The organism is Enterobacter cloacae complex sp. CDL013 (genome assembly GCF_049238805.1).
GTDB lineage: Bacteria > Pseudomonadota > Gammaproteobacteria > Enterobacterales > Enterobacteriaceae > Enterobacter > Enterobacter hormaechei_C.
On sequence record NZ_JBMKGT010000005.1, the window covers coordinates 344,329 to 362,642 of the forward strand.

Below are 18,314 nucleotides of genomic sequence, written 5' to 3' on the forward strand. Positions count from 1 at the left end.
AAGCACCGGGGAGCCCGGTGCTTTTTCTTCAGATCTTGCAGGCATCGCCGCAGTCGTCATCGGCGACAATCGCCTGGGCTTTTTTATCCGCATCGTCGAGACGTTCCGCGTTGCGCTCTTCTGCTTCATCCAGCCCGTTAAAGACTAAGTTATCGAGATCAATTTCCATGTGCCACCTGCGTTATTCAGTTTTTGATACTGGCACAGTATAAGTCAAAAAAAGCGGGCCAGGCACCCCTCAGCACATATGGATAATCCCTGCCATACTCAGTGCTTTATTGCTGAGGAAAGCCGATGATTACACTCTGTAAAACCTGCGGTACCGCTTACGATGAACAGCCCAAAAACTGCCCGATTTGCGACGATGAGCGCCAGTATGTCCCGGTGACGGGCCAGGCATGGACGGACTTCGACAGCCTTACGACCACGCACACCAACAAATGGCAACAGCTGGAGCCGCAGCTGTTCAGCATCAAAACCGTTCCCGCTTTTGCCATCAACCAGCGCGCGCTTCTGCTGCGTACGCCACAGGGCAATGTTCTGTGGGACTGCATCGCCAATCTTGACCCGGCGACCAGAGCGTTAGTTGACGCGCTCGGGGGCATCAGCGCGATCGCGATTTCGCACCCGCATTACTACACCACCATGCAGGAGTGGGCCGCCGCGTTTAACGCGCCGATCTACCTCCACGCCAGCGATCGGCAGTGGGTGATGCGTGACAGCCCGGCGATACGCTTCTGGGAGGAGGACGCCCTGGAGATTATGCCTTTGGTGACTCTGCTAAGGCTTGGCGGGCATTTTGCAGGCGGCACGGTGCTGCACTGGCAGTCAGGCGACGGTGTGCTGCTGGCCGGTGATATTTTGCAGGTTACACCCGGAAAAGACGCCGTGTCGTTTATGTGGAGTTATCCGAATATGCTGCCGCTGCCTGCCCGCACCGTTGAGTCGGTGATCGGCCGACTGACCGGGAAAACGTACCAGCGCCTGTACGGGGCCTTTGAAGGGCAGAACATCCCGGTGAACGCAGATGAGATCGTGCAGCGGTCGGGCCAGAAATATATTGCTTGTCTCCGCTAAGACGCGGTGGTTAAATTTTACGAGTGTGATCGCGATCATACCTAAACTAAAACAGATAAAAGAGAAATGGCTATGCAACATATCATTGAAGGTTTTCTCAGCTTTCAAAAAGAGATTTTCCCGCAACGTAAAGAGCTTTTTCGTAGTTTAGCGTCCAGTCAGAATCCCAAAGCGCTGTTTATCTCCTGCTCCGACAGCCGTCTGGTTCCGGAACTGGTTACGCAACAGGAGCCAGGACAGCTCTTTGTCATTCGAAACGCGGGCAACATTGTGCCTCCGTTCGGGCCGGAGCCTGGCGGTGTCTCTGCGACCATCGAATATGCGGTCGTGGCCCTGGGCGTGACCGATATCGTTATTTGCGGCCACTCCAACTGCGGCGCGATGAAGGCGATTGCTGACAACGCCGATCTGGAGCCGATGCCGGCCGTTTCCCACTGGCTGCGCTATTCTGATGCGGCAAAAGCGGTGGTGGAGAAGAAAACCTGGGATAAGCCAATCGATAAAGTGAATGCGATGGTGCAGGAAAACGTCTTTGCGCAGCTGAGCAACATCAAGACCCATCCGTCGGTGGCGGTAGGCCTGCGCAACAATGCCATTCGCCTGCACGGCTGGGTATATGACATCGAAAGCGGCAAAATCCTTGCCCTGGACAAGAACACTAAATCGTTCGTGTCGTTGTCGGAAAACCCGGAAGTCTTCTTCGAGTAATCCGACACCGCAGGGCAGGGAAGCCCTGTTAAAACTCCATGTAAGGTAACTTCCTTCGCACGCCCGACGCAGGTTTTCCAGCCGCTTTCGCCATCGCTTTACCAATTTCAGCGCACTCAGACAAACCCTGAACAAACGGATGATCGTGCATCAGCCAGGGGATTGCCCCAAAAGCGATACGCCCCCGCAGTGATGCAGGCGCCAGCAACGTATAGTCTTCCCCCACGTCCAGGACGTCATCGCCGGTTCCCGCAAGCTGTTTACGCAGGGTGGGAAAGGGAATGTCCTTGTTTCTGAGCGGCTTTTGTCCGCGCGCGTCGATAAACACGTCGAAGCGGTAACTTTTTTTTGCCGTGGTGATGACGGTCTGATCGCTGCCGATATCCAGGTCGTAATCATCACCGAGTGCGACCACGCTAATGATCCCTGCCTCGCGCAGCGCCAGTAACCGGCGGATAGACTGCGGTGGAATGGCGGCATAATTATCGATGAACACACGCTCCAGCCCGGATTTAAACCGCTCTCTGTCATGCTCATTGAGTGAAGGGACGATGGCCTGTACCACTTCATGCAGACGAAGCACGGTATAGCGCCAGGCAACGGTGCGTTTTTCGCGCTTGTTGCGCTCCACTTCTTTCAGATTCGCTTCGGCCCAGGTGAAAGGACCATGCTTTTTACGATCCTCAAACCAGGCATCACGGAGCGTGTCGGCATTCAGCGTGCCGAGCGCTATCGCCTGACACCATCGCGGATCGGCCAGCTCAAGCTCTTTCACCATCAGCGCAAAGATGCGGTCAAGCAGCCCACCCGCGCCTTTGTCGATTTCGCTTGCCACCACACAATCCGTTAACACCGACAGTGGTTCATAAGGGATAGGGCAGTAAAAATCGGCCTCCGGCAGAACGCCCGTGCGGGACATCAGCATGATTTTTAGCCCTTCGCTGCCTTTATTGACAACGAACTGCTTCCCGCTAAACCGGCCATGCTGCATCACAACCGCCATTGCAGCGTCCAGCCCGCTGAGGGATGTACCCATGATCCCCACCTCACAGGCTCGGATCTCCGCGTCCATCAGCCCTGACCATGGGCTTGGGAAATATGCGCGGGTGGTTTCATCTTCATCAGGCCAGACGTGGCCGGTGGCAACAACCGCAAGATCAAACCGCCTTGAGAAAGGGGCATTGTTTACTGAAAGGGCCACGCCGTCTGCATCAGCCTTAATATCAGTGACTTCTGCGTTGGGGTGAACCTCGATATGAAACCCAGCCTTTTTCGCCTCGGCAGCGACAGCGAGAAACCGGTCGTGGAAATATTCACCCAGCAGAATACGGGGCAGAAATTGCCGGTCGTGCAGCTTCTCACTGTCGACGTTATAGCGGGCAAGGCGGGCCGCATTCTGCTGTTTGAGCCAGTCCAGGTAAGTGATGAAAATGGGCGGTATTTCAATACTGGCGATTGGCATTAAAGCACGCCGTTCGCACCTTCCGGATACGTGGCGAACTTACTGCATGGCTGGCGTTTAGGTTTTCTGCATGAGTGATAAAAGGGAGGGAAAATCATGACCAGGGCTGAAGAGTTTTGTCGCTCCTGAAATGTGAACACTGGCAGATGGATGCGCACACATCGCTCAAAAATCGATCTTTTTCAGGCGGATACTGAGATCAGAAAAGCATATGACCTTGAACAGTAACCACAGCGACTGAAGGGATATGCTAATGAAGCGACAAGATATAAACGCATTAAAGAATTTTGATTTTCTGGCACGCAGTTTTGCCCGTATGTACGCCCTGGGCCAGCCAGTTGATATCGATGCCGTGACCGGCAATATGAGTAATAAACAGCAGGCATGGTTCCGGGAGCGATATGACCACTACCGAAAGCAGGCTGAGCGGGCGAGAGTAATAGAACTGCGATGATGTAACGAACAACGGGCTTAACGGCCCGTTGCTTTTTTAAGTTCCAGCTACATTTTTGCAGGCTCCTGAGGTTGAAATATTTTGCGATAACCTCATATAGAAAGCGGGTAAGGAACACCTGCCCATAAGACATGAACTTTTTGAATATTCTTTTTTACTGTTCAGGAGGTACATGATGACTCTCAGAACCTTTCCCGTGTTGAACGATCTCTCCGACTCTCTGTTTGCGGACCGTTTTAACCGTATCGATCGCCTTTTTAGCCAGCTAACCGGCAGTACGCCGTTGCCCTCCACGCCTTCTTACAATATCCGGCGGCTGGGCGATAACCGCTATGAACTGACGCTCAGCGTGCCGGGCTGGAAAGAGAGCGAACTGGAAATTGAAACCGTTGGCGGTCAGCTGAATATCAGCGGTAAACGTGAAGAGGAGAAAACCGAAAACGGCGAAGAAGGGTGGATCCATCGGGGTATCAGCCGCAGCGACTTCCGGGCCAGCTATAGTCTGCCGGAGCATGTGAAAGTGACCGGCGCTTCGCTGGAAAACGGCTTACTGGCAATTGAATTACACCAGGATATCCCGGAAGAAGAGAAACCGCAGCGCATCGCTATCAACAACAACCCGGCGATTGAACATAAGCCGTAATCGTTGACTGACGTTGTTTTCACGCCCGGCAAACGCCGGGCGTTTTGCTAACCTGATGGGGCGCTTTTCTGGCCACTGGCTATTTAAGTCGCGAATGCTGTAACGACCTCTTGCTATTGTACCAGGACCGCCTCCAGCTCCATTTTTTGAAGTCGTCAATGCTTTGCCTGGACGGATAAAAATGGCTTATGCCATTCCGCTTTTCCCTGTACGCGCGGGCTGGAGGTCACTTTCGATGTGCTTAAAAGGTTTGCTGCCTCTGCATGAGGCTGAACGGGAATGAAATGTGAGAGAAAACAGATTGGTGCGTCTGAATGGACTCGAACCATCGACCCCCACCATGTCAAGGTGGTGCTCTAACCAACTGAGCTACAGACGCAAGATGGTGCGTTCAATTGGACTCGAACCAACGACCCCCACCATGTCAAGGTGGTGCTCTAACCAACTGAGCTATGAACGCATTGTGTTGTCGGTGACAACGGGGACGAATATTAGCGGCACAGCACCAAGGTGGCAAGAGGGAAAATGCATTTTTCTCTCTGATTTCACGCGATTGCTTCATTACCGCGCAAAGTGAAGAGAAAGTAGCCGCCAGCCGGCGGCTACAGGGTCATTAACGTGCAGCGCGCTGCAAAATAACCGTAGAGGGCTGACGTTGCAGGAAACGCATGCGCAGCATCATCATAATGGCCGCAGACGTTAAGCCGATGATAAAGCCCATCCAGAATCCGGCTGGCCCCATGCGATCCACCACCAGATCCGTGAGCGCCAGAATGTAACCACTCGGCAGACCCAGCACCCAGTAAGCGATAAAGGTGATAAAGAAGATGGAACGCGTATCTTTATACCCACGCAGCACGCCGCTGCCAATAACCTGGATGGAGTCAGATATCTGATAAATGGCCGCCAGCAGCATCAGGTGCGAGGCCAGAGTCACTACCTCCGGGTTGTCGTTATAGAGCAGGGCAATTTGCTCACGCAACAGCACGGTAAAGAGGGCGGTACAGACCGCCATGCAGACGCCGACGCCCAGCCCGGTGCGGGCAGCCGTTTGCGCATCCAGCGTAGAACCTTGCCCCAGACGGAAGCCCACGCGAATCGTCACCGCAGCCGCCAGCGACATCGGCAGAACAAACATCAAAGAGCTGAAGTTCAGCGCGATCTGGTGGCCTGCCACATCAATAATCCCTAACGGCGAGACCAGCAGGGCGACGACGGCAAACAGCGTCACTTCAAAGAACAGCGCCAGCGCAATGGGCAGACCCAGCTGTGTCAGGCGGGTCAACATCGACCAGTCAGGCGTGCTAAAGGTGGTGTCGTTGCGAATGTCGCGCATGGATCGCGCATGCTTAAAGTAGGTGAGCATGCTTCCGAACATCACCCAGTACACCGCTGCCGTCGCCACGCCGCAGCCCACGCCGCCGAGTTCCGGCATGCCAAAATGACCGTAAATGAAGATATAGTTCACGGGAATGTTCACCAGCAAGCCGATAAAGCCCATCACCATGCCCGGCTTGGTTTTTGCCAGCCCTTCACACTGGTTACGTGCCACCTGGAAGAACAGATAGCCGGGCGCGCCCCAGAGCAGGGCGCGCAGATAACCGACCGCCTTATCCGCCAGCGCCGGGTCGATATTATGCATGGCGCGAATAATATACCCGGCGTTCCACAGGACGATCATAATCAGGACGGAGACGAACCCGGCCAGCCAGAAGCCCTGGCGCACCTGATGGGCCACGCGGTCACGTCGACCGGAGCCGTTAAGCTGTGCGATGACGGGCGTTAGCGCCAGCAGCAGGCCGTGACCAAACAGAATGGCCGGGAGCCAGATTGAGGTTCCGATCGCCACGGCGGCCATATCGGTGGCGCTGTAACCACCGGCCATTACCGTATCCACAAATCCCATTGCGGTTTGGGCTACCTGCGCGACGATCACCGGTATGGCCAGTGCCAATAACTGACGCGCTTCGATCATATACTTCTGCACGTGAACACCTTTGTATTGTAGTTATTTGAGAGACTAAAAAGGCCGCCGTTACTGGCAGCAAGAAGAAAAAACAGAGGGATGCCAGCTATTGTAGCGGGGTTTAACTAATTATCTAGTGAAAAAATCGCCAGAAATTGCGCATCACTGGCAACCTGTTTTTTCAACTGTTATTGTGGTGGGATTATACGGTGTCATCGCCGTTCGGAATGAACAGGAGCTGTAAGCATGTTTACTGGTATTGTGCAGGGCACTGCCAAAGTGGTGTCCATTGATGAAAAACCGAATTTCCGCACTCACGTGGTTGAGCTGCCTGAATATATGCTCGACGGCATTGAAACCGGGGCGTCGATAGCGCATAACGGCTGCTGCCTGACGGTGACCGAAATTAACGGTAATCAGATTAGCTTTGATTTAATGAAAGAGACGCTGCGCATCACTAACCTGGGTGAGCTGGTGGTAGGAGATATCATCAACGTTGAACGCGCGGCGAAATTCAGCGATGAGATTGGTGGGCATCTGATGTCGGGCCATATTATGACCACCGCAGAAGTGGCGAAAATCGTGACCTCGGAAAATAACCGTCAAATCTGGTTCAAGGTGCAGGATCCGTCATTAATGAAATACATCCTTTATAAAGGATTTATTGGCATCGATGGGATTAGTCTGACCGTCGGTGAAGTGACGCCAACGCGTTTTTGCGTGCATTTAATTCCTGAAACGCTGCAACGTACTACGCTTGGCGCAAAAAAATTGGGGCAGCGCGTAAATATCGAAATTGATCCGCAGACCCAGGCGGTCGTGGATACCGTTGAGCGCGTGCTGGCGGCGAAAGAGGCGGCGATAATAAAGACCGTGGAAGAAGAATAAAAATTAACCCCGGGAAACCGGGGTTAATTTTTCAGCGAGCCACCCGCAAGCCGTGCTCAATCCCACGACTAAACACCACCTGCCACAGCTGTATATCCCGCGCACGGAACGCGCCCGCACAGGCATTCAGATAATAGCTAAACATCCGTTTGAATCGTTCCGAATAGTTGTCGGCGATTTCAGGCCATGCAGCCTGGAAACGTTCATGCCAGGCCATCAGAGTCGTGTCGTAATCTGCGCCGAAGTTATGCCAGTCTTCCACAATAAAATGCGGTTCGCTGGCGTTCGCAATCTGGCGAACAGAGGGTAAACAGCCATTCGGGAAGATATATTTGTTGATCCAGGGGTCCACATTGTTATCGGTGCGCTTAGAGCCGATGGTGTGTAGCAGGAAAATTCCGTCAGGCTTCAGGTTACGATCGGCGACCTCAAAGTAGGTCTTGTAGTTCTTCGGCCCCACGTGCTCGAACATACCTACGGAAACAATACGATCGAACTGCTCATTCAGGTCGCGGTAGTCCTGAAGCCGAATATCAACATCCAGTCCCAGACAGCGTTCCTGCGCCATCTTCTGCTGTTCAGCCGAAATCGTGACGCCGACTACGCTGACGCCGTAATTTTTCGCCATAAACCAGGCAAGACCACCCCAGCCACAGCCGATGTCCAACACACGCATACCGGGCTGTAACTGCAATTTATCGCAGATCAGTTGCAGCTTATCCTGCTGCGCCTCTTCCAGGGTCGTCGCTTTTTTCCAGTATCCGCAGGAGTACTGCATTAAAGGATCGAGCATACGGCTGAACAAATCGTTACCAAGGTCGTAATGCTCTTTACCGACGATCCATGCCCGTTTTTTACTTTGCAGATTGAACAGGCGGGCGGAGGCGATACGTAAGGTATCTTTGAAATGACGAGGGAGCTGTTTTTCAAGACCGGCGCGTAATACGCTGGAGAAGAACATATCCAGCCGCTCACACTCCCACCAGCCGTCCATATAGCTTTCACCCAGCCCTAACGATCCCTCCTGTAACACGCGTTTGAAAAAATCGGGATGCTTTATCTGGGGATCGGAGGGGGATGAGCCATTAATCGTAATGCCCGCACGTCCCAACAGTTCACTGACGATCCGGGACCAGTTATCGTCCGGAACGCTGACTTCTTCTATACACGATGAACTCATAGCTTCTCCATCACCTTGCTGTGATCAGAACCTTAAAACAGCGTAGACGCTTTTTTGGTTTGTGAGAAATCTCACGGTAAATGCCCGCGAGGCTAATATCCGACGTAGAACAGAGGAAGGGAGATAACCCTTGCCGAAATGCCTTCCATGGTAAAACGGGAGCGCTCCGGCTCCCGTTAACACTTAATATTTATCGTATTTAATCGAACCAAATTCAGTATAGGCCGCAAAATTTGGTGATTCAACAGAAAATTGTTAGCTACCTAATCACTGGTTTTTAACATAGTTTCCCGCGCAATCAGGCGTGCGACGTTTCGGTTTGTGCATTGTCATTCTGCTCGCGAAGCGCGGAGGACTGCATGCGATAACCCAATCCCGCCAGCGCAACGGTGATCAGCATCACGCTGGTAGTGGTGAGCAGCGGGGTTGCAATCAACGCAGAGACCACGAGACTTGCCAGGAAGCACAGGCCAAGTTGCAGGGTATTTTGCAGCGCGGCAGCGCGGCCTGTCGCCTGCGGAAATGGACGCAACGCCTGGGCTACAACGATAGGGTAGATGGCCCCGTTAGCGATCGCCATGACGCAGAACGGAATCAAAATTTCTGCAAGCCCGGCGCCGGGAATAAAGCCGACAGCCCAGGTCGCAATCACGCTTAGCGCATACAGCACCAGCAGCCAGGGCAGCATCTGTTGGCCTTCCCATTTTTGCAGCGCGGCGCGACAGCCATAGCCACCCACCAGGAAGGCGATGGTCTGTGGTACATAGCTCAGGCCGATAGCCGCCGGGCTGTAGCCCATGTCATGCAGAATGAACGGCGAACCGGTCAGCCAGGCAAAGAAGCTGGCAGAGCAGGCGGCATAAATCAGCACGTTACCGCGATAGGCTTTCGACCGCACTAAAGAGGTAAAGGTGATGGGCTTCGCGTCCGGATGCGTCTCTTTTTTATGCGCCGGTTTAAGCCCGAACGCGGGCAGCATCAGGACCAGCGTAATAGCAAAGAGCGTGGCGAAAATGGCCTGCCAGTCGAAATGCGCCAGGATCCAGCTGCCCAGTAACGGGGCAAGCGCCGGCGACAGGCCGACCAGGGGCATAATGGTGGCGAATATGCGGTTAGTGCGCGAGGCGGGGTAGTAATCGGTTACCAGCGCCTGCCAGGTCACCGCAGCGGCACAGACACCGACCGCTTGAATAAAGCGCAGCGCCAGCAGCCAGGCGGCATCGCGGACCCACAGCATGCCCAGACAGCCTGCGGCAAAAATCGCCAGCCCCAACAACAGGACGGGTTTACGGCCAAAACGATCCGAGAGCGGCCCCCACAGCAATTGCGCAAAAGCAAAACCGGCGAGGAACAAACTCAAACTGGCGCTGATGGCGGCGGCAGGGGTTTGCAAATCTTCCTGCATCGCGGCGAACGCGGGCAGATACATATCGGTCGCCAAAAAGCCCAGCACGCTTAAGCCGCCGAGCCAGACTAAAAATCCTTTCCTGGGTTGCACTTTTTTTCTCCTGAGGAGGCAGGTGTACGTTGGCGCAGAGTGTAGGGAGTGCAAAGCGGCTTGTGAAACGCTAATATTTGGCGGGTGCATTCAAAAAATTTGCAGGCTAAAGATGTGGTCAGATTATTCCCTTGAAGTGGTTGATGCCGTGGCGCGTAACGGCAGCTTTACCGGCGCTGCCCAGGAGCTGCATCGCGTTCCCTCGGCGATCAGTTACACGGTGCGTCAGCTGGAAGCGTGGCTGGCGGTGCCGCTGTTCGAGCGGCGTCATCGCGACGTGGAGCTCACGCCTGCCGGAGCGTGGTTTTTGAAGGAAGGGCGGTCTGTCATCAAAAAAATGCAGATCACCCGTGAGCAGTGCCAGCAGATCGCCAACGGCTGGCGCGGGCATCTCGCTATCGCGGTGGATAACATTGTTAAGCCGGAGCGGACCCGGCAGATGATCGTCGATTTCTATCGTCATTTTTCCGACGTCGAACTGCGTGTTTCGCAGGAAGTGTTCAACGGCGTCTGGGATGCGCTGGCGGACGGCAGGGCGGAGATGGCGATTGGTGCAACCCAGGCGATCCCGGTTGGTGGGCGCTACGCGTTTCGCGACATGGGCATGCTGAGCTGGACCTGCGTGGTCGCGCGCGATCACCCGCTGGCAGCGCTGGAAGGGCCGCTGAGCGATGACACATTACGCAACTGGCCCTCGCTGGTGCTGGAAGATACCTCCCGCTCGCTGCCCAAGCGCATTACCTGGTTGCTGGATAATCAGCGCCGCGTGGTCGCGCCGGACTGGGAGTCGTCAGCCACCTGTCTGAGCGCGGGGCTGTGCGTTGGCATGGTGCCGGTACATTTTGCGCGCCCGCGCATCGACGCGGGAGAGTGGGTCGCTCTGACGCTGGAAAACCCCTTCCCGGATGCCGCATGCTGTCTGACGTGGCAGCAAAACGACGTCTCGCCCGCGATGGCCTGGCTGCTGGATTATCTGGGAGACAGCGAAACGCTGAACCGGGAGTGGTTGCGGGAACCAGCATAGCTGGCCCCGGAAAGTGATTAACGACGGTAGTCGCGGAACGGACCGTCCGCAACGGAACGGCGTTCTATCAGGCGCGGGTGAACTTCAATGGACTGGGACTGTTCACGCTTGTTGACGATCCTGTCCAGCAGCATGTTGAAGGCCGTTTCACCCAGCGAATCTTTCGGCTGGTGAATGGTGGTCAGCGCCGGGGTAAAGAAGCGGGCGTTGCGCACGTTGTCATAGCCGATCACCGAGATATCCTGGGGGACGCGCAGGCCAAGTTCATCTGCCGCGCATAGCGCGCCCATCGCCATGATGTCACCGCCGCAGAACACCGCGGTAGGGCGATGCGGCTGGGAGACGATCTGCTGCATGGCGCGATAGCCTGACTCCGGCTCGAAGTCGCCCTGAACAATCCAGTTTTCCGGCACGGTGATCAGCGCCTCTTCCATCGCTTTCATGAAACCGGCCAGACGGCCAGCACCGGTGTTACGCTCCAGAGGACCCGGGATCACGCCAATTTCACGATGACCGCGTTCTACCAGATAACGCCCCGCCATGTAGCCGCCTTCAAAGGCGTTATCAATAACGGAGTCGGTGAAGTCTGCGCGCGCCTCGCCCCAGTCCATGACCACCATCGGAATGTGGCGATACTCTTCCAGCATGGAAAGGACCGACTCAGGGTATTCAGAACACATTACCAGCAGGCCGTCGACGCGCTTTTGCGCCATCATTGACAGGTAAGCGCGCTGTTTTTCAATGTTGTTCCACGCATTGCCCAGAATCAGGGTATAGCCTTTCTGGAAGCAGTTTTTTTCAACGGCTTCGATGATTTCAGCAAAATAGGCCGCTTCACTGCTGGTGGCCAGCAGGCCAATCGATTTGGTGTGATTAACCTTCAGGCTGCGGGCGACGGCACTTGGCGAGTAGTGCAGTTCTTTGATTGCCGCCCAGACGGCATTACGCGTCTCTTCAGCGACGAAACGCGTTTTGTTAATAACATGTGATACGGTTGTAGTGGAAACGTTTGCGCGTTTTGCTACGTCTTTAATTGTTGCCATTAAATGTCACTCCAGACCATATCCTAAGCTCCTGAAAAAATTGAAGGTAAACGTTTGCCTTCTCTCACCCTTATTACGCAAACATGAGTTGCGACACGCCGGGAAAACGACACAGGACGTCAGGAGGGGGTCAGTGGCCGGTACGCTAATAAATTTAGCGTGGAATTTTGTCCTATCTTGATGAAAAGGGGAAGAGGTAAAGTGGATATCCGTTTAAATCCTGGAAGATTTTTGACCTGAACTGTGTAAAAATGAGCAAGCTCACTTTTCGTAGGGTGAATAAAAGGAGAAAAATTGATGAGTACCGATCTGAAGTTTTCGCTGTTTACCACCATTGTTGTTCTTGCTCTGATTGTTGCCGGTGGTTTAACCGCTGCACTGCACTGATTCAGGCGGAGGGAGAACCTTCTCCCTCTCTTGCCGCTATTGTTACCTCTCCGGCAAAAATCTTTTGCCAAAATGTTAACTTCTCATTTTTTGTGATTGATGTCATGCTTTTGACTTCTTAGTTCTGTGCCGGGTTATGGCACGGTATCCGGAGTCTCTTCATGAAAATCAATTTTCCCCTGCTGGCCCTGGCGATTGGCGCCTTTGGGATTGGCACCACTGAATTCTCCCCGATGGGGTTATTGCCTGTTATCGCCCGGGGGGTGGACGTATCTATCCCTGCGGCCGGTATGTTAATTAGCGCCTACGCGATCGGCGTGATGGTGGGCGCGCCGCTCATGACGCTGCTGCTTTCGCACCGTGCGCGCCGCAATGCGCTGATTTTCCTGATGGCGATTTTCACTCTCGGCAATGTGTTTTCCGCGATTTCGCCCGATTACACCACTCTGATGCTTTCGCGCATTCTTACCAGCCTCAACCATGGCGCCTTCTTCGGACTGGGCTCGGTTGTTGCTGCCAGCGTGGTGCCAAAACATAAGCAGGCCAGCGCGGTAGCCACTATGTTTATGGGCCTCACCATCGCTAATATCGGCGGCGTTCCCGCCGCCACCTGGCTGGGAGAAGCCATCGGCTGGCGTATGTCTTTCCTCGCAACCGCCGGACTGGGCGTGGTCGCGATGGTTGCGCTGTTCTTCTCACTGCCGAAAGGAAGTGCTGGAGAACGTCCGGAAGTACGTAAAGAGCTGGCGGTGCTGATGCGTCCTCAGGTGTTGTCCGCGCTGCTCACCACGGTGCTGGGGGCCGGGGCGATGTTTACGCTCTACACCTATATCTCCCCGGTGCTGCACGACATAACCCACGCAACGCCACTCTTTGTTACCGCGATGCTGGTGCTGATTGGTGTCGGGTTCTCGATTGGCAACTATCTCGGCGGGAAATTTGCCGACCGCTCCGTGAGTGGGACGCTGAAAGGTTTTTTAACGCTGCTGATTGTCATCATGGTGGCGATTCCGTGGCTGGCGCGTAACGAAGTGGGTGCCGCGATTGCCATGGTGGTGTGGGGCGCCGCAACCTTTGCCGTGGTGCCACCGTTGCAGATGCGCGTAATGCGCGTTGCACACGAAGCGCCGGGGCTCTCTTCATCGGTGAATATCGGTGCGTTTAACCTGGGCAATGCGCTGGGGGCCGCAGCGGGCGGGGCGGTGATCTCCGGTGGTTTGGGTTACAGCTTTGTGCCGGTGATGGGGGCGATCATTGCCGCACTCGGCCTGCTGCTGGTGATAATGTCTGGTCGTAAACAGCCTCAAGCGGTGTGTACGGCGGAATAAACAAAAACGCAGAAGGGCTGCCCCTTCTGCGTGTCTCTTACGCGGCGAAGTTCTTCGCAACAAATTCCCAGTTAACCAGTGCCCAGAAGTGTTCCAGGTAGTTCGGGCGCGCATTACGGTAATCAATGTAATAGGCGTGTTCCCATACGTCCACGGTCATCAGCGGCGTGGCGCTGGTGGTCAGAGGGGTACCCGCATTAGAAGTGGAAACGATAGCCAGTTTGCCATCAGCCTCTTTTACCAGCCAGGTCCAGCCGGAGCCAAAGTTTTTAACGGCTGCGTCAGTAAACTTCGCTTTAAAATCCGCGAAACTGCCGAACGCGGCGTTAATCGCTGCCGCCAGCTCACCGTCAGGTTCTCCGCCTGCATTCGGGGCCAGGCAGTGCCAGTAGAAGGTGTGGTTCCACACCTGTGCGGCGTTGTTGAATACGCCGCCGTCTGAACTGCGCACGATCTCTTCCAGCGTTTTGCCTTCAAAATCGGTGCCCTTGATCAGGTTATTCAGGTTGGTGACATAGGTCTGGTGATGCTTGCCGTAATGGTACTCCAGGGTTTCCGCGGAAATATGCGGGGCCAGGGCGTCTTTTGCATACGGTAGTGCAGGTAATTCGAACGACATTGCTTCTCTCCTTATAGTTTTATACGTTGCCAATAACCCTATAGACAACAAGGACAGAATAGCAAATTGAAAGGGTATGCAAAAGAGGAACTTACCCTGCCACAGAGGCGGCAGGGCAGGGGCTAGCGGATGGTTTTTGGCGTCATCACGCGGCGCGCACCCACATAGTGGCGCACCCAGTAATCTTCGCTGAGAGAGGTGATCTGAATGTCCTGACCGCTGCGCGGTGACTGGATAAATTTACCGTTACCCACATACACCCCAACGTGATCGGCCGTACCGCGTCCCTGGGTGCGGAAGAACACCAGGTCGCCATTTTGCAGTTCGCCACGGTTTACAGGGGCGGCGTCGCGCAGATGGTACATCTCATTGGCGGTGCGTGGAATGCGAAACTTCACCAGATCTTTATAGGCATAATAAACCAGCCCACTACAGTCAAAACCGGTGCGCGGAGAGGTGCCACCCCAGCGATACGGCTTACCTATTTGCCCCATCAGTTTGTTCATCGCCGTTTTTTGCGCTTTCTGCATACGCGCTTTATGCACGTCAGCCAGCTTCGTCACTTTTGCGCATTTCGTTTTATGGCCTTTGCGGACGGTGCATTTTTCATTCACCAGGCTGGCGGTTGTTCGGGTGGTTTTGTGCGTGCCGGAACGGAGAGTTTTGGTTTTACTGGAGGCGGTCTTTTTGGTCTGAGCGGTGGTTTTCTTCTTTACTGTTTTACTGGTGGTTTTTTTCTTACGTTCTGTGGATTTTGCCAGATGCGTTTTTTGTACAGCAGAATGCCGCGCCTGTTCAGAGGCGTTCGCCGCTGGCGTAAATGAGAGTGTGGTAAACAGTAAAGCACAGAGCGTCATCGAGATTTTAGTTATCCGCGCCACTGGGCAGTCCCCTGATAAATGCAGGCCACAATGCATACCCGCGTGAGATTTACAAAACCTGTCGATTCTAATCCATAAAATCAGAAGAAGTTAATAGCATTTTTCATTCAAAAATTATGTTTCGTTAGCAAGTGCAAAAAAATTCACCATTCTGACGCACTCCTGTTCGCTCCTTAAGCAAAACCGCACCCCGTCTGGCGATAAACGACATTAGCAATGCAACTTTATGCGATAAGCGATAAAATAATTAGACGTGACAAAAATGTTATTTTCCGATGTCGGCCTGACCCGCTACAATGTCAGACTGATGCCGTAACAGAAGTTAAAGGAAGCAAGACATGAGCACCACTATTGAAAAAATTCAGCGCCAGATCGCTGAAAACCCGATTCTCCTGTACATGAAAGGTTCTCCGAAGCTGCCAAGCTGCGGCTTCTCCGCGCAAGCGGTTCAGGCGCTGTCCGCCTGTGGTGAGCGTTTTGCTTACGTTGATATCCTGCAAAACCCGGACATTCGCGCTGAATTGCCAAAATACGCAAACTGGCCGACCTTCCCACAGCTGTGGGTTGATGGTGAACTGGTTGGCGGATGCGATATCCTGATTGAAATGTATCAGCGCGGCGAACTGCAACAGCTGATCAAAGAGACTGCGGCGAAGTATAAAACCGAAGAGCCGGACGCAGAATAAGTTTTCTGCGGCTATAAAAAAGCGACCACATTATGTTGGTCGCTTTTTTTTGTCCTGTGGGGCTGTTGATAACCCAACCTACGATTGAAGATCGGCCTCGTCGCCCATCGGCAGCGGCCAGCCGCCCAGACGTTTCCAGCGGTTGACGATCTCACAGAACAGCTCCGCCGTACGCTCGGTATCGTATAACGCGGAATGCGCCTGGGTACCGTCAAACGCAATACCCGCCGTGATGCAGGCTTTCGAGAGCACGGTTTGCCCCAGCGCCAGGCCGCTCAGCGCGGCGGTGTCGAAGGTCACAAACGGATGGAATGGATTACGCTTCAGCGAGGCGCGCTCGGCGGCAGCCATGGTGAAGCTGTGATCGAACGTAGCGTTGTGGGCTACCATGATGGCGCGGCTACAGTCATTCTCTTTCATGCCTTTGCGCACCATTTTGAATATGGCGTGCAGCGCCTCGTATTCGCTTACCGCCCCGCGCAGCGGGTTTGTCGGATCGATACCGTTAAAGGCCAGCGCCTCTGGCTGTAAGTTTGCCCCTTCAAAGGGTTCAACGTGGAAATGCAGCGTGGTGTCCGGTACAAGCCAGCCCTGTTCATCCATCTTCAGCGTGATGGCGGCAATCTCAAGCAGCGCATCGGTTTTAGCGTTAAATCCGGCTGTTTCAACATCAATGACAACGGGATAAAAACCACGAAAACGGTCGCACAGACCGGTAAATTGAGCGTTATCGGACATCAGGGTCTCTTACAAGGGGGAAAAAGCAGTGCGCATTATGGCAAATTTTGAGAGGGGATGCAGCAAAACAACGGGCGCATAGTGCGCCCTGCGGGATCAATTGCCCAGACCGCGACCAGCGTCTTTGGCTTCAATCAGTTCGATTTTATAACCGTCCGGATCTTCCACAAACGCAATGACGGTGGTACCGCCTTTAACCGGACCGGCTTCACGGGTGACGTTACCGCCATTGCTGCGGATACGTTCGCAGGCTTCGGCGGCGTTATCCACTTCCAGCGCGATGTGTCCGTAAGCCGTACCCAGCTCATAGCTGTCCACGCCCCAGTTGTAGGTCAGCTCGATGACCGCTTCATCAGATTCCGGGCCGTAACCGACAAACGCCAGAGAGTATTTATATTCCGGATTTTCGCTGGTGCGCAGCAGCTTCATGCCCAGAACGTTAGTGTAGAAATCGATGGAACGTTGCAGGTCGCCAACGCGCAGCATGGTGTGAAGTAGGCGCATAATTTCCTCATTAACCAGTGGAATGGATTATCTTTTTGAACAGAAACGATGTTTTAGTATAGCGGCGAAAGGTCGCCGCTATCAATGTACAAAGCGGGATTACAGTGAAGGGTAGTCGGTATAACCTTCCGCGCCGCCGCCATAGAAACTTTCAGGGCGCTGCGGGTTCAGTTCGGCTTTCTTCTGCAAACGGGCAACCAGATCCGGGTTAGCAATGTAGTCACGGCCAAAGGCCACGGCGTCGATCAGGCCTTTCCCGATCAGATCTTCAGCTTTCTCTGCCGTATACGCGCCCGCCCCGATAATCACGCCGTGGAAGCGCTCGCGCACTTTCTGGCGGAAGGCTTCACTATAAGGCTTGCCGCCTGCCCAGTCCGGCTCGGACATGTGCAGATAGGCGATACCACGTTTCGCCAGCTCTTCAATCAGATACAGCGCGTCTGCTTCTTCGTTCGGACCGTTGTCGACGTTCTGGAAAGTACCGATCGGGGAGACACGAATACCAATGCGGTCTGCGCTCCACTCATTACAGACAGCATCCACCACTTCAAGCACCAGACGCGCGCGGTTTTCAACGCTGCCGCCGTACTGGTCGGTACGCTGGTTGGAAGAAGGGGACAGGAACTGATGCAGCAGGTAACCGTGCGCAGAGTGCAGCTCAACCAGGTCGAAGCCCGCTTCACGAGCGTTGGCGACGGCCTGACGGAAATCATTCACAATACCCGGGATCTCGTCTAGCTCCAGCGCGCGTGGCGTGGTGGTGTCAACGCGGATCGCATTACCGTTTTCATCGCGCAGGGAAGTGCGGGTATTGGCGTTCAGGGCAGAAGCAGAAACCGGCGCCTGACCGCCAGGCTGGATGCTGCTGTGTGAGATACGACCGGTGTGCCACAGCTGAACCGCAATACGGCCATCTTCAGCATGAACACCTGCGGTGATTTTTTTCCACGCGGCGATCTGTTCCGGGCTGTGCAGACCCGGCGCACCGGCGTAGCCTTTTGCCTGGGCAGAAATCTGCGTGGCTTCGGAAATAATCAGGCCCGCGCTGGCGCGCTGACGATAATACTCACCCATCAATGGCGTTGGGATATCGCCCGGCTCGATGCTGCGCAGACGGGTGAGTGGGGCCATAAACACGCGGTTTGGGGCAGTAACGGCACCCACTTTCAGTGGGGTAAACAGCTTTTCAGCGGACATAATGGCTCCTGAGTAGACCAGTCGACTAGTA

The 18,314-nt window shown here is 54.4% G+C and carries 19 protein-coding genes, 2 tRNA genes and 1 pseudogene; 9 read left to right on the plus strand and 13 right to left on the minus strand.

Annotated elements, in window-relative coordinates; translation table 11 throughout:
• Positions 1–28: 28 nt before the first annotated feature.
• On the minus strand, positions 29–169 hold the full coding sequence (locus ACOTXD_RS12340) for a hypothetical protein (protein WP_003857665.1): 141 nt from the start codon (positions 167–169) through the stop codon (positions 29–31).
• Between the two features lie 125 nt (positions 170–294).
• Here ACOTXD_RS12340 and ACOTXD_RS12345 point away from each other — a divergent pair, with 125 nt between their 5' ends.
• Positions 295–1,077, plus strand: a complete 783-nt coding sequence (locus tag ACOTXD_RS12345; protein WP_003857664.1) for an MBL fold metallo-hydrolase — start codon at positions 295–297, stop codon at positions 1,075–1,077.
• Between the two features lie 72 nt (positions 1,078–1,149).
• Positions 1,150–1,785 (plus strand): carbonic anhydrase, encoded by a 636-nt coding sequence (locus ACOTXD_RS12350; RefSeq protein ID WP_003857662.1) that lies wholly within the window; start codon positions 1,150–1,152, stop codon positions 1,783–1,785.
• Between the two features lie 28 nt (positions 1,786–1,813).
• On the opposite strand, the pseudogene ACOTXD_RS12355 reads toward ACOTXD_RS12350, so the two are convergent.
• Positions 1,814–3,259, minus strand: a pseudogene (locus ACOTXD_RS12355) (FAD-NAD(P)-binding protein); the annotation flags it as partial.
• Positions 3,260–3,500: 241 nt separating this feature from the next.
• Between ACOTXD_RS12355 and glgS the strand changes: the two are divergent.
• Together glgS and ACOTXD_RS12365 are read left to right on the plus strand one after the other, a co-directional pair.
• Positions 3,501–3,701 (plus strand): cell surface composition regulator GlgS, encoded by a 201-nt coding sequence (gene glgS, locus ACOTXD_RS12360; RefSeq protein WP_022650936.1) that lies wholly within the window; start codon positions 3,501–3,503, stop codon positions 3,699–3,701.
• Positions 3,702–3,873: 172 nt separating this feature from the next.
• Positions 3,874–4,344, plus strand: coding sequence for an Hsp20 family protein (locus ACOTXD_RS12365; RefSeq protein ID WP_003857647.1), 471 nt, complete (start codon positions 3,874–3,876; stop codon positions 4,342–4,344).
• 302 nt (positions 4,345–4,646) lie between these two features.
• Here the strand turns inward: ACOTXD_RS12365 and ACOTXD_RS12370 are convergent.
• The 3 genes from ACOTXD_RS12370 to mdtK all read right to left on the minus strand — a co-directional run bounded on the left by ACOTXD_RS12370 (position 4,647) and on the right by mdtK (position 6,331).
• Positions 4,647–4,723: transfer RNA gene (locus ACOTXD_RS12370), tRNA-Val, on the minus strand.
• Positions 4,724–4,727: 4 nt separating this feature from the next.
• Positions 4,728–4,804: transfer RNA gene (locus ACOTXD_RS12375), tRNA-Val, on the minus strand.
• Between the two features lie 153 nt (positions 4,805–4,957).
• Positions 4,958–6,331, minus strand: coding sequence for an MdtK family multidrug efflux MATE transporter (gene mdtK / locus ACOTXD_RS12380; RefSeq protein ID WP_061856168.1), 1,374 nt, complete (start codon positions 6,329–6,331; stop codon positions 4,958–4,960).
• Between the two features lie 225 nt (positions 6,332–6,556).
• Here mdtK and ACOTXD_RS12385 point away from each other — a divergent pair, with 225 nt between their 5' ends.
• Positions 6,557–7,198, plus strand: coding sequence for a riboflavin synthase (locus ACOTXD_RS12385; RefSeq protein ID WP_003857643.1), 642 nt, complete (start codon positions 6,557–6,559; stop codon positions 7,196–7,198).
• 31 nt (positions 7,199–7,229) lie between these two features.
• Here the strand turns inward: ACOTXD_RS12385 and cfa are convergent, their stop codons facing one another.
• On the minus strand, positions 7,230–8,378 hold the full coding sequence (gene cfa / locus ACOTXD_RS12390) for a cyclopropane fatty acyl phospholipid synthase (protein ID WP_003857641.1): 1,149 nt from the start codon (positions 8,376–8,378) through the stop codon (positions 7,230–7,232).
• Between the two features lie 298 nt (positions 8,379–8,676).
• Complete coding sequence (punC, locus tag ACOTXD_RS12395; protein WP_061856167.1) at positions 8,677–9,876, minus strand: purine nucleoside transporter PunC; 1,200 nt, start codon at positions 9,874–9,876, stop codon at positions 8,677–8,679.
• Positions 9,877–9,988: 112 nt separating this feature from the next.
• Between punC and punR the strand changes: the two genes are divergently transcribed.
• Positions 9,989–10,900, plus strand: a complete 912-nt coding sequence (gene punR, locus ACOTXD_RS12400; RefSeq protein ID WP_003857638.1) for a DNA-binding transcriptional activator PunR — start codon at positions 9,989–9,991, stop codon at positions 10,898–10,900.
• Between the two features lie 17 nt (positions 10,901–10,917).
• Here punR and purR read toward each other — a convergent pair whose 3' ends face one another.
• Positions 10,918–11,943 carry an HTH-type transcriptional repressor PurR gene (gene purR / locus ACOTXD_RS12405; RefSeq protein WP_003857634.1) on the minus strand — a complete coding sequence of 342 codons (1,026 nt, stop codon included), beginning with the start codon at positions 11,941–11,943 and terminating at the stop codon, positions 10,918–10,920.
• Between the two features lie 297 nt (positions 11,944–12,240).
• Here purR and ACOTXD_RS12410 point away from each other — a divergent pair, with 297 nt between their 5' ends.
• Both ACOTXD_RS12410 and ACOTXD_RS12415 read left to right on the plus strand, forming a co-directional pair.
• The gene (locus ACOTXD_RS12410) at positions 12,241–12,330 is read left to right on the plus strand and encodes a YnhF family membrane protein (protein ID WP_003857632.1); all 90 of its coding nucleotides are present in this window, start codon (positions 12,241–12,243) and stop codon (positions 12,328–12,330) included.
• A 161-nt stretch (positions 12,331–12,491) separates the two neighbouring features.
• Complete coding sequence (locus ACOTXD_RS12415; protein WP_003857631.1) at positions 12,492–13,658, plus strand: MFS transporter; 1,167 nt, start codon at positions 12,492–12,494, stop codon at positions 13,656–13,658.
• Positions 13,659–13,695: 37 nt separating this feature from the next.
• Here the strand turns inward: ACOTXD_RS12415 and sodB are convergent, their stop codons facing one another.
• Together sodB and ACOTXD_RS12425 are read right to left on the minus strand one after the other, a co-directional pair.
• Positions 13,696–14,277: a superoxide dismutase [Fe] gene (gene sodB, locus ACOTXD_RS12420; RefSeq protein ID WP_003857629.1), complete on the minus strand. Its 582-nt coding sequence runs from the start codon at positions 14,275–14,277 to the stop codon at positions 13,696–13,698.
• 122 nt (positions 14,278–14,399) lie between these two features.
• A complete protein-coding gene (locus ACOTXD_RS12425) occupies positions 14,400–15,158 on the minus strand; it encodes a C40 family peptidase (protein ID WP_022650940.1) in 759 nt (252 codons plus the stop codon).
• A 338-nt stretch (positions 15,159–15,496) separates the two neighbouring features.
• Between ACOTXD_RS12425 and grxD the strand changes: the two genes are divergently transcribed.
• Positions 15,497–15,844 carry a monothiol glutaredoxin 4 gene (gene grxD / locus ACOTXD_RS12430; RefSeq protein ID WP_003832760.1) on the plus strand — a complete coding sequence of 116 codons (348 nt, stop codon included), beginning with the start codon at positions 15,497–15,499 and terminating at the stop codon, positions 15,842–15,844.
• A 78-nt stretch (positions 15,845–15,922) separates the two neighbouring features.
• Here the strand turns inward: grxD and rnt are convergent, their stop codons facing one another.
• The 3 genes from rnt to ACOTXD_RS12445 form a co-directional block, all read right to left on the minus strand.
• Positions 15,923–16,582, minus strand: a complete 660-nt coding sequence (gene rnt / locus ACOTXD_RS12435) for a ribonuclease T (protein WP_003857625.1) — start codon at positions 16,580–16,582, stop codon at positions 15,923–15,925.
• 96 nt (positions 16,583–16,678) lie between these two features.
• Positions 16,679–17,086, minus strand: coding sequence for a lactoylglutathione lyase (gloA, locus tag ACOTXD_RS12440; protein ID WP_003857623.1), 408 nt, complete (start codon positions 17,084–17,086; stop codon positions 16,679–16,681).
• 99 nt (positions 17,087–17,185) lie between these two features.
• The gene (locus ACOTXD_RS12445; RefSeq protein ID WP_015570682.1) at positions 17,186–18,283 is read right to left on the minus strand and encodes an alkene reductase; all 1,098 of its coding nucleotides are present in this window, start codon (positions 18,281–18,283) and stop codon (positions 17,186–17,188) included.
• Between the last annotated feature and the right edge of the window lie 31 nt (positions 18,284–18,314).

What these genes read in the sequence shown, in the direction of transcription:
- ACOTXD_RS12410 (WP_003857632.1), top strand. Translation starts at nt 12,241, where the DNA reads ATGAGTACCGATCTGAAGTTTTCGCTGTTTACCACCATTGTTGTTCTT.
- ACOTXD_RS12350 (WP_003857662.1), top strand. Translation starts at nt 1,150, where the DNA reads ATGCAACATATCATTGAAGGTTTTCTCAGCTTTCAAAAAGAGATTTTC.
- ACOTXD_RS12385 (WP_003857643.1), top strand. Translation starts at nt 6,557, where the DNA reads ATGTTTACTGGTATTGTGCAGGGCACTGCCAAAGTGGTGTCCATTGAT.
- ACOTXD_RS12415 (WP_003857631.1), top strand. Translation starts at nt 12,492, where the DNA reads ATGAAAATCAATTTTCCCCTGCTGGCCCTGGCGATTGGCGCCTTTGGG.
- gloA (WP_003857623.1), bottom strand. Translation starts at nt 17,086, where the DNA reads ATGCGCCTACTTCACACCATGCTGCGCGTTGGCGACCTGCAACGTTCC.
- rnt (WP_003857625.1), bottom strand. Translation starts at nt 16,582, where the DNA reads ATGTCCGATAACGCTCAATTTACCGGTCTGTGCGACCGTTTTCGTGGT.
- cfa (WP_003857641.1), bottom strand. Translation starts at nt 8,378, where the DNA reads ATGAGTTCATCGTGTATAGAAGAAGTCAGCGTTCCGGACGATAACTGG.
- ACOTXD_RS12445 (WP_015570682.1), bottom strand. Translation starts at nt 18,283, where the DNA reads ATGTCCGCTGAAAAGCTGTTTACCCCACTGAAAGTGGGTGCCGTTACT.
- glgS (WP_022650936.1), top strand. Translation starts at nt 3,501, where the DNA reads ATGAAGCGACAAGATATAAACGCATTAAAGAATTTTGATTTTCTGGCA.
- sodB (WP_003857629.1), bottom strand. Translation starts at nt 14,277, where the DNA reads ATGTCGTTCGAATTACCTGCACTACCGTATGCAAAAGACGCCCTGGCC.
- ACOTXD_RS12340 (WP_003857665.1), bottom strand. Translation starts at nt 169, where the DNA reads ATGGAAATTGATCTCGATAACTTAGTCTTTAACGGGCTGGATGAAGCA.
- punR (WP_003857638.1), top strand. Translation starts at nt 9,989, where the DNA reads ATGTGGTCAGATTATTCCCTTGAAGTGGTTGATGCCGTGGCGCGTAAC.
- ACOTXD_RS12365 (WP_003857647.1), top strand. Translation starts at nt 3,874, where the DNA reads ATGATGACTCTCAGAACCTTTCCCGTGTTGAACGATCTCTCCGACTCT.
- purR (WP_003857634.1), bottom strand. Translation starts at nt 11,943, where the DNA reads ATGGCAACAATTAAAGACGTAGCAAAACGCGCAAACGTTTCCACTACA.
- ACOTXD_RS12345 (WP_003857664.1), top strand. Translation starts at nt 295, where the DNA reads ATGATTACACTCTGTAAAACCTGCGGTACCGCTTACGATGAACAGCCC.
- grxD (WP_003832760.1), top strand. Translation starts at nt 15,497, where the DNA reads ATGAGCACCACTATTGAAAAAATTCAGCGCCAGATCGCTGAAAACCCG.